Origin of the sequence: Hoeflea sp. YIM 152468 (genome assembly GCF_029210485.1) — a bacterium.
In the GTDB taxonomy this organism is placed as follows: Bacteria; Pseudomonadota; Alphaproteobacteria; order Rhizobiales; family Rhizobiaceae; genus Hoeflea.
In genome coordinates this window covers 455194-469892 of the sequence record NZ_JARGET010000038.1, presented here as the reverse complement: position 1 = coordinate 469892, position 14699 = coordinate 455194, and the positions used below count along the sequence as shown (strand labels likewise).

The following is a 14699-nucleotide window of genomic DNA, read 5'->3' as shown; positions in this document are numbered from 1 at the left end:
CATATCAGCCCAAGCCACCAATCTTTACCGGTGGTGGGGACGCGGTAATCTTGCGGAGATTGGCCAACAAAAGCGCGATCGCTGCCGGAGTCATGCCTTCGATCCGTTCAGCATGCCCGATTGAAGGCGGGCGAACCGCTTCGAGCTTGATTTTCAACTCGCGTGAGAGCCCCGACAGCGAATCATAGTCAAAATCATCGGGAATCAAGCGAGCTTCCTCCTGGCGGCGTTGGTCGATATCCTGTTTCTGCCGGTCGAGATAGACGGCATAGGTTGCATCCACCGCGGCAGCGTTCAATACCCTTGGATCATGTTGGCCGAGCCTTGGCCAGATCCCGACCAGCGTATCAATCGAAATATCCGGGTAAGACAGCAATTGAAATGCTGATCGCCTTATACCGTCCTTGTTAAGTGACAGGCCATGCCGCATCGCCTCATTGGGCGAGAGGCTCAACACCTTCAAATCGTGCAGGCATTCCGCAAGCGAATCGACATAGGTCTCGAATTTCTGCCGCCGCCCGGATGAGAGGCAACCCAGTTCCATCGCTTTGGGGGTCAAGCGTGTTTCGGCATTGTCGGCCCGCAGCGACAGCCGATACTCTGCCCGCGATGTAAACATCCGATAGGGCTCCGAAACCCCCTTGGTGGTCAGGTCGTCGACCATCACACCAATATAGGAATCAGTCCGGCTGAACAGGCAGGCTGGCCGGCCCTGAACTTTCAACGCGGCATTCAAGCCCGCCACCAGCCCCTGCGCAGCCGCTTCCTCATAGCCGGTGGTACCATTGATCTGGCCGGCCAGGAACAGGCCGTTAATCCGGCGGGCTTCAAGCGTCTGGCTCAGTTCGCGCGGATCGACATGGTCATACTCGATCGCATAGCCAGGCTGAATGATACGGACGTCAGCCAAACCCGGGATGGTTTTCAGAAATTCAGCCTGCACATCTTCCGGCAACGACGTCGAGATCCCGTTGGGATAGACAGTCGGATCATCCAGACCTTCCGGTTCCAAGAATATCTGATGTCCGTCGCGTTCCCCGAACCGGACGATCTTGTCTTCAATCGAAGGGCAATAGCGCGGGCCGACGCCTTCAATCTGCCCCGAATACATCGCTGACCGGTGAATATTGTCGCGAATGATCCGATGGGTCGCTTCCGTGGTCCGGGTGATGCCACAGCGGACCTGCGGCACCTCAATTCTATCTGTGAGAAACGAAAACGGAATCGGTTCGGCGTCCGCCTCCTGCCATTCCACCAGATCCCAATTGATCGTCCTGCCGTCCAGGCGCGCCGGCGTGCCGGTCTTCAGTCGGCCCAATTGAAAACCGGCTTTTTCCAGCGTGGCTGACAAGCCCAGGGACGGACCCTCATTCATCCGGCCGGCTGGTATCTTCTGATCTCCCAGATGGATCAGGCCGCGCAAGAACGTGCCGGTTGTCAGCACCACGGTGTCGCACTGGATCGCGCGGCCGTCCTTCAACCGGACCCCGGTAACGCTGCCGTCATCGATCTCGAGATCGTCGACCTCGCCCGCAATCAAATCCAGGTTCGGGGTATCTGTCAGCAGCTGCTGGACAGCCTGACGATACAGCCTTCGGTCGGCCTGGGTTCGGGGTCCCCAGACAGCCGGTCCTTTTCGGCGATTCAGCATTCGGAACTGGATCCCGGACCGGTCGGCGGCGACGCCCATCAATCCGTCCATGGCGTCAATTTCCCGCACCAGATGTCCCTTGCCCAGACCACCGATGGCGGGATTGCAGGACATCGTGCCGATTGTCTCGATATTGTGGGTAACCAGAGCTGTCCGTGCACCCAGACGCGCTGAGGCCGCGGCGGCTTCGCTGCCGGCATGTCCACCACCGATGACGATGACATCATACTTCATCACAGTTCTCCGATGGCTGTGTTCTTGGGCAAGTTGTTTTGCAAGTCAAGGGCAAACGTTTCACGTGAAACAACAATCAGCCAGTCCGGTGGCGCATCGCCGGTTGATTGTCATGTTTCACGTGAATCATTCAAGGTGTCGTGACACAGCCCATGTTTCACGTGAATCATTTGCCGACGCAGAATTCCGAAAATATCACCCCGAGTAAATCTTCCACATCAACCGATCCGGTGATTCTCCCCAGTGAGGCCGCCGCGGATCTCAAGTTTTCCGAGCGAATTTCGATTGGGGACTCCGGATCAGTGATAGCCTCTTGCAAATCCCTCAGGCAAGACTGCAGCAACTCGACGTGCCGGGCCCGGGACGGCGCCAACTCCGCATGCGTTGCCACCGATTTGGAAATGCGATGTGAGAGTTCGGCGATCAGCTCATCCACACCAAATCCGGTCGTGCTCGACACCAGCAAGCCTGGTTTCTGCATCTCCTTAGAGTTCGTTGCAACCAGATCCGCTTTTGTCCAGATCAGCAAACTGTCCCCGGCATCTGCGGTGTTGTCTGCGGTGCCGGCTGCTGTATCGGCAAGATCGCGCAGTTCCAAGACCAAATCAGCCGTCTCTGCCGTGGCGCGGCTGCGGCGCATTCCCTCCAATTCGACCGCATCACTGGATTGGCGCAAACCCGCTGTATCCTGCAACAGGACAAGACGGCCGCCGATGTCGAGACGAACCTCGACCACATCTCTGGTCGTCCCCGGCGTCGCGGAGACAATGGCCACATCGCGTTGCGCCAGGCGGTTCAATAAGGAGGATTTTCCGACATTTGGCGGGCCGATCAACGCAATGCGGAATCCGTCGCGGATAAGTTCACCCGCCTTTGCATTCTGCAGATGTCCGGCGATTTCCTGAGCAAGCAACGCCATATCCGGCCATACAAGGTCGGTCACAGAGCCCGGCACATCCTCCTCATCGGAAAAATCAAGTTCGGCCTCGATCATGGCTCGCGCATGGGTCAACCTCGTCGCCCAACCCTGGTAGAGATCCTTCAATCCGCCGTCAGCCTGTTCGAGAGCCTGCCGGCGCTGGGCCTCTGTTTCTGCCCGGATCAGGTCCGAAAGACCCTCCACCGCTGTCAGATCCATCCGTCCATTGGCAAAAGCGCGTCTGGTGTATTCGCCGGGATCGGCCATCCGGAAACCGGAGAGGGACGACAATGCTCCAAGAACGGCATCAACGGATGCCCGGCCACCATGGATTTGCAGCTCGGCGACATCTTCCCCGGTGAAAGAGTTCGGTTCAGGAAAGAACAGCACCAATCCGCGATCAAGCAGGGTTCCTGCCGGATCACGAATCTGCGCCAGGTGCGCGGTCCGCGCGGTTGGAACGGAACCAATTAAGGTTTCGAGTCCGAATCGAACTCGTGGACCTGATAGCCTGATAACCGCCACCCCGGCTGGAGGGTGGCCCGAAGACAAAGCGTAGATTGTCGCGCGTCTATCCATACCGGTACCGAATCGATGTGATGATTCCGGAGATTGGTCAGGTATTCATCGAGTCGAAGAAATCGCTGTTGGTCTTGGTCTGCTTGAGCTTGTCGATCAGGAACTCGATTGCATCGGTTGTTCCCATCGGCGCAAGAATCCGCCGCAACACGAAAATCTTCTGCAGATCCTGCTTCGGCACCAGAAGATCCTCTTTCCGGGTGCCGGACTTGAGAATATCCAACGACGGGAAGATTCTCTTGTCTGCAACCTTGCGGTCGAGAACGATTTCCGAGTTGCCGGTACCCTTGAATTCCTCAAAGATCACTTCATCCATGCGCGATCCGGTGTCGATCAATGCCGTGGCGATGATGGTAAGCGAACCACCTTCTTCAATGTTGCGCGCCGCGCCGAAGAACCGCTTGGGACGCTGCAGCGCATTTGCATCAACACCACCGGTCAGCACCTTGCCCGATGATGGAACAACAGTGTTGTAAGCCCGTCCCAATCGGGTGATCGAATCGAGCAGAATGACCACGTCGCGGCCATGTTCAACCAGGCGCTTGGCCTTCTCGATCACCATCTCGGCAACCTGGACGTGGCGTACCGCCGGTTCATCGAAGGTCGAGGCCACGACTTCACCCTTGACCGAGCGCTGCATGTCCGTGACTTCTTCGGGCCGTTCGTCAATCAGCAGCACGATCAGGTAACAATCGGGGTGATTTGCAGTGATCGAGTGCGCGATATTCTGCAACAGCACCGTCTTACCGGTCCGGGGAGGAGCCACGATCAGGCCGCGCTGCCCCTTGCCGATCGGCGCCACCAGATCAATCACTCTGGCGGAGATATCCTTGGTGGTCGGATTGTCCACTTCCATCTTGAAGCGCTCATCGGGATAAAGCGGCGTCAGATTGTCGAAATGAACCTTGTGCCGGATCTTCTCCGGATCTTCAAAGTTGATCTTGTTGACCTTGAGAAGCGCGAAGTAGCGTTCACCTTCTTTCGGCCCGCGTATCGGACCCTCAACCGTATCTCCGGTCTTCAGTGAAAAGCGACGGATCTGGGAGGGCGATATGTAGATGTCGTCCGGTCCCGGAAGGTAATTGGCATTGGCCGAGCGCATGAAGCCGAAGCCATCCTGCAGCAACTCGACAACACCCTCTCCGATGATCTCGACATCCTTTTCCGCCAGTTGCTTGAGAATGGCAAACATCAATTCCTGTTTGCGCAGCACACCGGCGTTTTCCACCTCGACTGATTCGGCAAATGCCAAAAGATCAGTAGCGGATTTGTTCTTGAGCTCTTGAAGCTTCATTTCCTGCATGGGAAATCCAAATTCTGTATTTATAGGTATGGGAAGAGACGGGCATTTGGAACCAGGCTTTGGGAAGCCGACCAGATGGATACTGGCGCCCGCCTTGAAAGACGTGGCTTCTTAGATAGCGATTCACGTGAAACGTCGCAAGCCCCGTTTCGGGCTTATTTGCTGCATCACACTCCCGCAGCAGACCGTAGGGCCGCTTCAGCCGAACGGTTTGATGACCACCATGATGATGGCAACGATCATTAACACGGTCGGGACCTCGTTGGCGATCCGCCATTGCCGGGCCGTCATGGTGTTGGTGCCGGCTGCAAACCGGCGCGCCGAACGGGAAAGAAAGACATGGAACAACGTCAACCCGACCACGGCGGCAATCTTGATCCAGAGCCATAGCCCTGAAAACGAAAACCCGCTCCATGCCAGCCACAATCCGACTGTCCAGGACACCATCATTGCCGGGCCCATGATCACCTTGAGAAGCCGCTGTTCCATCACCACGAATGTCGCCGCCGGCTCGCTACCGGCGGCCGCGTCGGCATGGTAGACGAACAGCCGCGGCAGATAGAACAGCCCGACCATCCACGAGATCACCGCGACCACATGCAGGACCTTGAGCCACTCGTAGAGCCAGGCCGGTTCAAACCACCAGGCAGCCAGCGCCAGCGCGACCACACTGGCAATGCTCAGATAGGCCTTGCGCTTGGCCTTGCTGCCTTCAGTGCCACTGGTTGCCAGATCGCCGCTCATCAGCGCTGCGCGCTCCTGACACGCTGTATCAGGCGCGTGACATTTTCAGGATCTGCCTGCGGCGTGATCCCGTGACCGAGATTGAATATCAGCGGACCGGCGCCCAGGGTCTCCAGCACTTCGTCGATGCCTTCATCGAGCGCCGCGCCACCCGCCACCATCCGCAAGGGGTCGAGATTGCCTTGCACAGCTCCACCCTGCTGTATCTTCCTTGCCAGGCCAGAAGGAACTGTCCAGTCCAGCCCGACGCAATCAATCCCCGTCGCAGCCCGGTAGGTTTCCAGTAACGCGCCGGCGCCCTTGGCAAAACTGATCACCGGCACACCGGGCCGTTCCCGCTTGATCCGGTCGACCATGTATTTCACCGGCTCGATCGAGTACCTGGTGAAATCGCGTTCCGACAGCACTCCGGCCCAGGAATCAAAGATCTGCACCGCATCTGCACCGGCATCGATTTGCGCGATCAGATAATCGGCTGACATTTCCGCAAGCAGCGTCAGCAATTTCATGAACGCCTCAGGGTGTTGCATCGCAAACAGCCGCGACGGCGCCTGGTCGGGCGTCCCGCGCCCGGCAATCATGTAGGTGGCAACCGTCCACGGCGCGCCGCAGAATCCCAGCAGCGTCGTTTCAGCCGGCAATTCGGACCGCAACCGTCGCACAGTCTCGTAGACCGGGGCCAGATGCGTATGCAGCCGTGATGGATCAAGCGCCGCAATGGCTTCAACCGATATCGGATCCATCAACGGGCCGGTTCCTTCGACAAACCGCACATTGCGGTCAAGCGCATCCGGAATCACCAGAATATCGGAAAACAGGATTGCCGCATCAAAGCCAAATCGCCTGATCGGCTGCAGCGTCACTTCGACTGCCAGGTCGGGGGTGTAGCAGACATCAAGAAAACCGTTCGCTGACGCCCGTGTTGCCCGATACTCCGGCAGATACCGGCCTGCCTGTCTCATCAGCCAGATCGGGGGCGGAAAAACTGTTTCCCCGGCCAACACCTTCATCACCTTGCGATCACCGGTTTTCGTCATCACCACTTCCTTTAATAAATCCTTATTGAAAAGGATTCTGATTCTTAGACTCTGTGGTTTACGGGGATTAGGATTTATCCACAGCCTGTCCACAGCTTGCTCATATAGCGGCGCTCACTGCCCAAGGCCAACCGGATTCGCGTTTTTGCCTGCTTTGGCTTCAAAATGACGCATAATTCCAAGCCATTACCAATCCAAATCGGAGACAGGTACCGAAGCCGCAAACATCGTTGTCCCAATTATCCAAAAACCGTGCCTTGAAACCATCCCGGCAAGAGCGATTGTGGACAAACCGGTGGGTTATCCCTTGCAAAAGGTCGGGCAGGGCTCCTACTTCAATCTTGTCCCGGCTTATCAACACCCCCCGGAGAATCCTGTGGAGCAGAGCAAAAACTATTTTCACCTGCATCTGATCTCCGATTCGACCGGAGAAACGCTGATGGCGGCCGGCCGCGCCGCCGCCGCGCAGTTCCAGTCGGCGCAGGCGCTCGAACACCTCTATCCGTTGATCCGCACCCGCAAGCAGCTCATTGCGGTTCTCGATGCGATCGATGGCGCGCCCGGCATCGTGCTTTACACCATCGTCGATTCCGACCTGGCATCCATTATCGAGCTCAAATGCCGGGACATGGGCCTGCCCAGCGTGTCGGTGCTCGAACCGGTGATCGATGTGTTCCAGTCCTATCTGGGAGCGCCTTCGCGACGCCGGGTCGGAGCCCAGCACGTCATGGGCGAAGAGTATTTCAAGCGCATCGATGCGCTGAATTTCACGCTTGATCACGATGACGGGCAATTGCCGGCCGATTTTGAAGAGGCCGATCTGATCATTCTGGGTATCAGCCGGACATCGAAAACCCCGACCAGTATCTATATCGCCAATCGCGGCATCAAGACTGCAAACATTCCCATTGTCCACGGCGTGCCGCTGCCTGAAGGCCTGATCACGGCGAAGAAGCCGACAGTGGTCGGCCTTGTCGCCTCCGTTGATCGGATCGCCCAGGTGCGCAAGAACCGGGTCCTGGGGTCCACCACCGGCTATCAGGGTGAACATTACACCGACCGCGCGCTGATCAGCGAAGAGCTCAAATATGCCCGCTCGCTGTGCGAACGGCACGGTTGGCCGGTCATCGATGTGACCCGCCGTTCGATTGAAGAGACCGCGGCCGCCATCCTTGCCTTGCGTCCCAAGTGGCGTTAACCCCGACTTGTCCGACAAGGCCTCGTTCCAGGAGACGTCCATGACACCGCCCATCATACTTGCTTCGGCAAGCCGGTTCCGAAAAAGTCTGTTAGAAAATGCCGGTGTGACCTTCACCGTTGAACCGGCACAGACCGATGAGCGCGCTGTGGAAGAGGCTCTCGTTGACCTTAAACCGGACGAAGTGGCGTTGATTCTTGCCGAGGCCAAGGCCCAGGACGTCTCCAGCCGAAATCCCGGCGCGATCGTGATTGGCTCCGACCAGACATTGTCGCTCGACGGCGAGATGTTTCACAAGGCTGAGACGATGGAGCAAGCCCGGCACCGCCTGCTCAAGCTGTCCGGTCGCACCCATCAACTCAACAGCGGTATCGTCCTTGTCAGGGATGGCGAAACCATCTGGCGGCACATGTCGATCGCGCGGCTGACCCTGCGTGATCTCGATCCCGGCTTTGTCGGCCGCCATCTGTCCAGCGTCGGCGACAAGGTGCTCTCCTCGGTCGGCGCCTATCAGCTGGAAGGTGCGGGAATTCAACTCTTCGACCGCATCGAAGGCGATTATTTCACCATCATCGGATTGCCGCTGCTGCCGCTGTTGGCAAAGCTGAGAGAATTGGGAGCCATCGATGGGTGAGTTGGATCAGCCCCGTGCGTTCGTTGTTGGTTATCCCATCGGCCATTCCCGCTCGCCACTCATACATCGCCACTGGCTCGATCAGGCCGGCCTTGCGGGAAGCTATCACCCGCTTGCGGTCGCCCCTGCCGAATTGCGCGCTTTTGTCGCCGCACTGAAAGACGGCTCCTCCGGCTTTGTCGGCGGCAACGTCACGATTCCGCACAAGGAAGCCATGCTTGAGCTGGTTGACGAAATTGATGACACCGCGCGACAGATCGGAGCTGTCAACACCCTGTGGCTCGACAATGGCCGGCTGATGGCGGGCAACACCGATTCGCATGGCTTCGCCGCCAATCTCGACGAAAGCGCGCCTGGCTGGACCAGCGGCAAAACCGCGGTGATCCTCGGCGCCGGCGGAGCCAGCCGGTCGGTGATCCATGCTTTGCTCTCGCGCGGGTTTCAATCCATTCGTCTTGCCAACCGGACGCTTGAGCGGGCGCGGGCCTTGTCAGATCAATTCGGCGACAGGATTTCAGCCCATGGAATCGACCAGTTGCAAAAATTGCTCAAAGGCGCCGATCTTTTCGTGAACACGACCTCGATGGGAATGGGTGGCTCAGCTGTTCCCGATATCGATTTCACCATCATGGCTGAAACCGCTTTGGTCACCGATATTGTCTATACGCCGCTGGAAACACCGATTCTTGCCCTGGCCCGGCGCCAGGGACTGACGACGGTCGATGGTCTGGGTATGCTGTTGCACCAGGCAGTGCCGGGCTTTGCCAGATGGTTCGGCCAGACGCCGCGCGTAACGCCGGAGCTGCGGCAGCTGATCATCGGTGCAATGGAGAAAGGATCATGATCATCATCGGACTGACCGGCTCGATCGGGATGGGAAAATCCACCACATCCGACATGTTCAAGGCGAAGGGGATACCGGTCAACAGTGCCGACGAGATCGTCCATCAATTGTACAGTGGCGAGGCGGCACCCTTGATCGAAGCGGAATTTCCCGGAACCGTCGCCCATGGCGTGGTCAACCGAACCCTCCTGTCGGAAAGACTGATGGCTGCACCCGAGGGATACAAACGGCTCGAGGCGATCATTCATCCGCTGGTGCGCGCCAAGGAACGGGACTTCATCGAAGCTGCGCGCCGCCGCGGCGAAGCAATGGTGCTGCTCGACATTCCGTTGCTGTTTGAAACCGGCGCCACCGACCGGGTCGATACCATCATCGTGGTGAGCTGCGCACCCGATATCCAGCGCCAGCGTGTGCTGGCCCGTCCGGGAATGAGCAAGGACAAATATGAATCCATCCTGGCGCGGCAGACACCGGATGCGGAAAAGCGCGCCCGCGCCGATTATGTGATCGACACCGGCCACGGGCTGGAGGCAGCCGAGCGCCAGGTCGCCACTATTGTTGCAGAGCTGTCGAAGACCGGATTGCGGGACAAGAACAATGCGTGAGATTGTCTTCGACACCGAAACCACCGGGCTTGATAACAAGACCGACAGGATCATCGAAATCGGCTGCATCGAGCTGGAAAACCAGTTCCCCACTGGCAGGACATTGCATCTCTTCATCAACCCGGATGGCCGCAAGGTGCATCCGGACGCGCTGGCGGTGCATGGAATCACCGATGCGTTTCTGGCGGACAAGCCGCTGTTTTCAGAGGTTGCAGAGCAAATTGCCGCGTTTTTCGAGGGCGCCCGGTATGTTGCTCACAATGCCACATTCGATATGGGTTTTCTCAACAGCGAGTATCAGCGGATCGGCCTTCCAGCGGTGGCTCCGGACGTGGTCATTGACACGCTTTCGCTCGCCCGCCGTCGCCACCCGATGGGCCCGAACAGTCTTGACGCGCTGTGCCGCCGCTATGGCATCGACAACTCGCACCGGACCAGACATGGCGCGCTGCTCGATGCCGAGCTGCTTATGGATGTCTACATCGAGATGTTGGGCGGTCGTCAAGCGGCACTCGGGTTGTCAAACAGTGACGATGCAGCGGAAGCGCGCAACCGCAGCGATGAAATCGTTGAAATCGGAGAGCGGCCCCGAGCCTTACCGCAACGTCTGACCAATGCCGAACGGCAAGCCCATGCGGTCTTGATTGACCGAATCGGGGCAAAGGCGCTCTGGCACAAGCTTGCCGGCGGCAATTGAAGCAAAATTATACGACAGCACAGAAAAAGCCGCCCGAAAGCGGCTTTCCTGACAGGCAATGCTACTGAAGCTCGGTATCAGTTTACCTGGCCAGCGGGGCTAACCTGCGCCTTGGTGTTCTCTTCAGCCATGCGCTGCTGGAACATCTGGGCAAAGTCGATCGGGTCGACCAGCAGCGGCGGGAAGCCGCCATTGCGCGTTGCATCGGCGATGATCTGACGAGCGAACGGGAACAAGATCCGCGGGCATTCGATGAACAGCAGCGGCAGCATATGTTCCTGCGGGAAATTCGCCACGCGAAAAACGCCACCATAAGTCAATTCGACATTGAACACGACGGTCTCGCCGGTCTTGGCTTCGGCATTCATCGTAAGAACAACGTCGAATTCGGTTTCGCTCAAAGGATTGGCGTTGACGTTGACATTAATGTTGATTTGCGGCGCTTTTTCCCGAGGTCCGAGCGATTTTGGTGCACCAGGGTTTTCGAAGGAAAGATCTTTGATGTACTGAGCCAAAACATTCAATGAAGGCGCTTCGCCGTTGCCTTTGGCTTCGGTTGCTGCCGCATCACCCTTGGTGGTATCTTTTGCCATCTGGTCTTCCCTGTTTTTCATCCGCCGATGCGGCTATCCGGTAAAAAAAGTTCGGTCATGGGCTAGCATTTTGACACTGGGCTTACAACCCGTCTCCGCCGGTGCTGCCGCCTTGGCCCGGCCGGTTTAACCGGTCGCGATCATCTGACCAGGGCGATGATGGATTGGGATTGCGCTCATATTCATCGGTGTCGAGATCGACCACTCCGTCATCGGCAGCGCCGCGGCTGGACGGGTGACCGAAGCCCGCCGTTCCGGCCCCGAAACCGCCCGACATGGCCTGAACCACAACCCGGTCCTTGACACTTCGCCAGACAAGGTCCCGGACGGCCGGTACAAACAACAGGAACCCGAACGAGTCGGTGACAAAACCGGGGGTCAGCAACAACACGCCGGCGACCAGAATCATCACCCCATGCACAAGTTCGCGGCCCGGAACGCGATTGCTCCGCAATTCCCCGTTGATCCGGTTGAAAAGCCCGATCCCCTGCCGGCGGAGTAGAAAACTGCCGATGATGGCTGTAAGCAGAACCATGCCAAGCGTTGCCCAAACGCCGATTTGACCGCCGACAACCACGAAGGCAGCGATCTCTGCCAGTGGTATGACCAGCAGAATGAGAGGAACGAGGGAAAAACGCATGTCATATTATCCGCGGTCAAAGCGGCCCGATTTATACAGGCTGCAAGAAATAGAATCACACGACCCTTTGATTGATCGGTCAGAGGGCATTATATGCATCCTACTTGATGATGAAATGGAAAGAAGGCGGGAATGGGTTCCTTTGATTTTGTGACGTTCTTCTTTTTTGTGGCTGCGGTGATCATATTCATCCAACTCCGCTCTGTGCTTGGCAAGCGGACCGGGCATGAACACCCGCCTCAGGATCGGTTGGCCCGGCGTGATCAGGCGCCTGACGCTGGGGGCTTGGACGATCCGAAGGTCGTCACGCTACCGCGTCGCGGTCGTGAGCCTGCTGCCAGCGACACTTTCGCGGCCGCTGACGCCTATGCGGAACCGGGCAGCGAACTCAACAATGGGCTGCGCGAGGTGATGCAGGCTGATTCCACATTCGATCCGGCCGGATTTGTCCAGGGCGGCAGTATGGCCTATGAGATGATCGTGTCCGCCTATGCCGAAGGCGACCGCAAAACCTTGAAGGGGCTTCTCTCGCGCGAAGTTTATGACGGCTTCGTTGCCGCGATCGACGAGCGCGAGGCCCGCGGCGAGACGGTGCGGTCCAATTTTGTCGGCATCGAGAAAGCCAGCATCATCCAGGCTGACATGAAGGGCACCGAGGCGAACATCACGCTGCGGATCATCAGCCAGTTGATATCAGCGACCTTGGACAAGGACGGAGAAGTCATCGAAGGCGATCTCATCGAGGCGACCGATGTCAATGATGTCTGGACATTCGCCCGCGACACGCGATCACGCGATCCCAACTGGCGTTTGATTGCGACGGAAGCCGATCAGTAATGGATCTGTCGCTTCGGCGGGAAGACTTCGCGGCCCTCCCTGGTTGGGAGCAGGATGATCCTGCAGCCGCGTTAGCCGCTTTCCGCCGATCGGCGGTTCATGCGATGCAGTGCAAACCCTATCGCACCGGTTCACTCGGCCTCAGTCATGCCGATTTTGAACCCGCCTATGCCGCGGCTCTGAAATTTCCCGAATCCGGCTATCCATCTCGTCTCGAAGCACGCCGCTTCTTCCAAACCTGGTTCCGTCCGGTGGAAGTTTGTCCGGACCAGGGAGCAGGGCTTGTAACCGGCTATTATGAGCCGGAGGTAGAGGCTCGAGAAAAATCAGAATCCGGCTACCGGTTTGCATTTCTGCGCAAGCCCGCGAACCTGATCAAGGTGCCAGATCCTGACAACCCGCCGGATGGCATTCCGCCGGGATATGCCTTCATGCTTGACGATGCCGGCGTCATGAAAACCTGTCCCGACCGTCAGGCCATTGAAAACGGTGCATTCGATGGCCGCGATATGGAGATCGCCTGGGCGCGCAGCCGTGTTGATGTGTTTTTTGCCCATGTGCAGGGCTGTGCCAGGTTGCGCTTCGAGGACGGCCGGACGCGACGGCTCACCTATTCGGCAAAGAGCGGCCATCCCTTTACCGGGATTGGCCGGCTGCTTGTTGAACGCGGCGAGTTGACGGCGGCTTCGGTCTCGATGGCTTCGATCAGAGCCTGGCTGGCGGTGGATGCAGACCGGGCCGACCGGCTGATGCGCGAGAACAGATCCTATATCTTCTTCGCAGAGGCCGACGTCGACAATGAATATCTCGGCCCGGTTGCAGCCGCTAAGGTGCCGCTCGAGCCGGGCCGGTCCCTTGCGGTCGATCGGCATATTCATAGTTTTGCTACACCGATCTTTGTTTCGGCGCCCGCACTTTCGGATTTCGCGGCCCCGAGACCTTTCGCCCGGCTGATGATCGCTCAGGATACCGGGACAGCCATTGTTGGGCCGGCCCGCGGTGATCTGTTTGCCGGTTGCGGTGCCGAAGCTGGCAACAAGGCCGGATCCATCGTGGCGACGGCGCGGTTCATCGTGTTGGCGCCGGCGGGATCGGATCTTGCGCGGCGGGCTGGTCATGAGCGGTGATAAAAACAAACTCAGCCACGAAGACCGGATCATCTGGGCCCGGGTCGCGCGAACAGTGGATGCCTTGCCGGGAAAACAGATCCCCGAGGATGACTGGTTTGCGGTGGAAAATACGGTTTCTCCCCAGCCTCCATTGCCGCTCAAGCCGGCACAGACGCCCAAAGCGGCCTCCGATCCGAATCCGCTTCCCAAGCCAAAACTCCAATCGATCGAGAAACCTGTAACCCGCAAATTGTCGAAAGGCCGGCTGCCGATTGATGGCCGCATCGATCTGCACGGGATGACATTGAGTGAAGCCCACAATCTGCTTTTCGGTTTTCTGGCCCGCGCCCATGAGCGGGGTCTCAGGCATGTTCTGGTCATTACCGGAAAAGGGGCATCGCGCGGCAGCGATGGCGCTCTCAAGCGACAGGTTCCGATATGGCTGACCAAGCCGGAATTCCGGTTCCTCATTTCCGGCCACGAAAATGCCGCCCGTGGCCATGGCGGTGAGGGCGCGCTCTATATCCGCCTGCGTCGGGAAAAAGGAAAAATGTCATGACGCCCTTTGGCGAGGCGGTGCGCCGGCTGCGCGCCGAACGCGGCGTTACCCAACGCGAGATGGCCACGGCCATTGGTGTTTCGCCCGCCTATCTATCTGCCCTTGAACACGGAAATCGCTCCGAGCCGAGCTGGGAATTCGTTCAGCGCGTCATTGGTTATTTCAACATCATTTGGGATGAAGCAGAGGAATTGCAGATGCTGGCGGGCCTGTCCCGCCCGAAAGTAACCATCGATACCTCCGGCCTTTCACCGAAAGCAACCGAAACAGCCAACAAACTGGCGGCCGCCATCGGCAGTCTGAGTGACGACACGCTTGAGAAAATCGGCACTCTTATCGAGACAGGGGACGCGCCAGATCACCCTGAGTCCGAAAGCTAGCAACGCGCCGCCCGTTTGGAATCCGGGCGACGATGCGATGCCATCATGTCAAGCCGATACAGCGCATCACGCCAATCCGTCTGATTGCGATGCACCTTAATCCGAACAACGTGCCTCACCTGCCGCCACTCGCTTG

Annotated in this window: 16 protein-coding genes; 9 read left to right on the top strand and 7 right to left on the bottom strand. The window is 58.3% G+C overall.

Annotation, left to right across the window (positions count from 1 at the left end):
* Window positions 1–4: 4 nt before the first annotated feature.
* From mnmG to hemE, 5 genes are all read right to left on the bottom strand, one after another.
* Window positions 5–1885, bottom strand: coding sequence for a tRNA uridine-5-carboxymethylaminomethyl(34) synthesis enzyme MnmG (gene mnmG / locus PZ897_RS20185; protein WP_275754553.1), 1881 nt, complete (start codon window positions 1883–1885; stop codon window positions 5–7).
* Window positions 1886–2051: 166 nt separating this feature from the next.
* Complete coding sequence (mnmE, locus tag PZ897_RS20180) at window positions 2052–3383, bottom strand: tRNA uridine-5-carboxymethylaminomethyl(34) synthesis GTPase MnmE (protein ID WP_275754552.1); 1332 nt, start codon at window positions 3381–3383, stop codon at window positions 2052–2054.
* A gap of 37 nt (window positions 3384–3420) precedes the next feature.
* On the bottom strand, window positions 3421–4686 hold the full coding sequence (gene rho / locus PZ897_RS20175) for a transcription termination factor Rho (RefSeq protein ID WP_275754551.1): 1266 nt from the start codon (window positions 4684–4686) through the stop codon (window positions 3421–3423).
* A 198-nt stretch (window positions 4687–4884) separates the two neighbouring features.
* Window positions 4885–5430 carry a protoporphyrinogen oxidase HemJ gene (hemJ, locus tag PZ897_RS20170; protein WP_275754550.1) on the bottom strand — a complete coding sequence of 182 codons (546 nt, stop codon included), beginning with the start codon at window positions 5428–5430 and terminating at the stop codon, window positions 4885–4887.
* On the bottom strand, window positions 5430–6467 hold the full coding sequence (gene hemE, locus PZ897_RS20165; RefSeq protein ID WP_275754549.1) for a uroporphyrinogen decarboxylase: 1038 nt from the start codon (window positions 6465–6467) through the stop codon (window positions 5430–5432). The genes hemJ and hemE overlap by 1 nt, the downstream gene beginning before the upstream one ends.
* A gap of 376 nt (window positions 6468–6843) precedes the next feature.
* Between hemE and PZ897_RS20160 the strand changes: the two genes are divergently transcribed.
* Genes PZ897_RS20160 through dnaQ form a run of 5 tightly spaced genes read left to right on the top strand, consistent with a single transcriptional unit; the run spans window position 6844 to window position 10445 of the window.
* Complete coding sequence (locus tag PZ897_RS20160; protein ID WP_275754548.1) at window positions 6844–7665, top strand: pyruvate, water dikinase regulatory protein; 822 nt, start codon at window positions 6844–6846, stop codon at window positions 7663–7665.
* Between the two features lie 40 nt (window positions 7666–7705).
* Window positions 7706–8299, top strand: coding sequence for a Maf-like protein (locus tag PZ897_RS20155; protein ID WP_275754547.1), 594 nt, complete (start codon window positions 7706–7708; stop codon window positions 8297–8299).
* A complete protein-coding gene (locus PZ897_RS20150; protein ID WP_275754546.1) occupies window positions 8292–9143 on the top strand; it encodes a shikimate dehydrogenase in 852 nt (283 codons plus the stop codon). Before PZ897_RS20155 ends, PZ897_RS20150 begins: the two co-directional genes overlap by 8 nt.
* Entirely contained in the window at window positions 9140–9748 is a 609-nt protein-coding gene (gene coaE / locus PZ897_RS20145; RefSeq protein WP_275754545.1) for a dephospho-CoA kinase, read from the top strand. Before PZ897_RS20150 ends, coaE begins: the two co-directional genes overlap by 4 nt.
* A complete protein-coding gene (gene dnaQ / locus PZ897_RS20140; RefSeq protein ID WP_275754544.1) occupies window positions 9741–10445 on the top strand; it encodes a DNA polymerase III subunit epsilon in 705 nt (234 codons plus the stop codon). The genes coaE and dnaQ overlap by 8 nt, the downstream gene beginning before the upstream one ends.
* A 77-nt stretch (window positions 10446–10522) precedes the next feature.
* Here dnaQ and secB read toward each other — a convergent pair whose 3' ends face one another.
* Both secB and PZ897_RS20130 read right to left on the bottom strand, forming a co-directional pair.
* A complete protein-coding gene (secB, locus tag PZ897_RS20135) occupies window positions 10523–11038 on the bottom strand; it encodes a protein-export chaperone SecB (protein WP_275754543.1) in 516 nt (171 codons plus the stop codon).
* An 82-nt stretch (window positions 11039–11120) separates the two neighbouring features.
* Complete coding sequence (locus PZ897_RS20130; protein WP_275754542.1) at window positions 11121–11678, bottom strand: FxsA family protein; 558 nt, start codon at window positions 11676–11678, stop codon at window positions 11121–11123.
* A gap of 132 nt (window positions 11679–11810) precedes the next feature.
* On the opposite strand from PZ897_RS20130, the gene PZ897_RS20125 reads away from it, so the two are divergent.
* Genes PZ897_RS20125 through PZ897_RS20110 form a run of 4 tightly spaced genes read left to right on the top strand, consistent with a single transcriptional unit; the run spans window position 11811 to window position 14563 of the window.
* Window positions 11811–12515 carry a Tim44/TimA family putative adaptor protein gene (locus PZ897_RS20125; RefSeq protein ID WP_275754541.1) on the top strand — a complete coding sequence of 235 codons (705 nt, stop codon included), beginning with the start codon at window positions 11811–11813 and terminating at the stop codon, window positions 12513–12515.
* Window positions 12515–13642, top strand: a complete 1128-nt coding sequence (locus tag PZ897_RS20120; RefSeq protein ID WP_275754540.1) for an MltA domain-containing protein — start codon at window positions 12515–12517, stop codon at window positions 13640–13642. Before PZ897_RS20125 ends, PZ897_RS20120 begins: the two co-directional genes overlap by 1 nt.
* The gene (locus tag PZ897_RS20115) at window positions 13632–14183 is read left to right on the top strand and encodes a Smr/MutS family protein (protein ID WP_275754539.1); all 552 of its coding nucleotides are present in this window, start codon (window positions 13632–13634) and stop codon (window positions 14181–14183) included. The genes PZ897_RS20120 and PZ897_RS20115 overlap by 11 nt, the downstream gene beginning before the upstream one ends.
* Window positions 14180–14563, top strand: a complete 384-nt coding sequence (locus PZ897_RS20110) for a helix-turn-helix transcriptional regulator (protein ID WP_275754538.1) — start codon at window positions 14180–14182, stop codon at window positions 14561–14563. The genes PZ897_RS20115 and PZ897_RS20110 overlap by 4 nt, the downstream gene beginning before the upstream one ends.
* Window positions 14564–14699: the final 136 nt, after the last annotated feature.

Coding starts and splice junctions, on each gene's coding strand:
- mnmG (WP_275754553.1), bottom strand. CDS start 1,885: ATGAAGTATGATGTCATCGTCATCGGTGGTGGACATGCCGGCAGCGAA.
- mnmE (WP_275754552.1), bottom strand. CDS start 3,383: ATGGATAGACGCGCGACAATCTACGCTTTGTCTTCGGGCCACCCTCCA.
- rho (WP_275754551.1), bottom strand. CDS start 4,686: ATGCAGGAAATGAAGCTTCAAGAGCTCAAGAACAAATCCGCTACTGAT.
- hemJ (WP_275754550.1), bottom strand. CDS start 5,430: ATGAGCGGCGATCTGGCAACCAGTGGCACTGAAGGCAGCAAGGCCAAG.
- hemE (WP_275754549.1), bottom strand. CDS start 6,467: ATGACGAAAACCGGTGATCGCAAGGTGATGAAGGTGTTGGCCGGGGAA.
- PZ897_RS20155 (WP_275754547.1), top strand. CDS start 7,706: ATGACACCGCCCATCATACTTGCTTCGGCAAGCCGGTTCCGAAAAAGT.
- PZ897_RS20150 (WP_275754546.1), top strand. CDS start 8,292: ATGGGTGAGTTGGATCAGCCCCGTGCGTTCGTTGTTGGTTATCCCATC.
- coaE (WP_275754545.1), top strand. CDS start 9,140: ATGATCATCATCGGACTGACCGGCTCGATCGGGATGGGAAAATCCACC.
- dnaQ (WP_275754544.1), top strand. CDS start 9,741: ATGCGTGAGATTGTCTTCGACACCGAAACCACCGGGCTTGATAACAAG.
- secB (WP_275754543.1), bottom strand. CDS start 11,038: ATGGCAAAAGATACCACCAAGGGTGATGCGGCAGCAACCGAAGCCAAA.
- PZ897_RS20130 (WP_275754542.1), bottom strand. CDS start 11,678: ATGCGTTTTTCCCTCGTTCCTCTCATTCTGCTGGTCATACCACTGGCA.
- PZ897_RS20125 (WP_275754541.1), top strand. CDS start 11,811: ATGGGTTCCTTTGATTTTGTGACGTTCTTCTTTTTTGTGGCTGCGGTG.
- PZ897_RS20120 (WP_275754540.1), top strand. CDS start 12,515: ATGGATCTGTCGCTTCGGCGGGAAGACTTCGCGGCCCTCCCTGGTTGG.
- PZ897_RS20115 (WP_275754539.1), top strand. CDS start 13,632: ATGAGCGGTGATAAAAACAAACTCAGCCACGAAGACCGGATCATCTGG.
- PZ897_RS20110 (WP_275754538.1), top strand. CDS start 14,180: ATGACGCCCTTTGGCGAGGCGGTGCGCCGGCTGCGCGCCGAACGCGGC.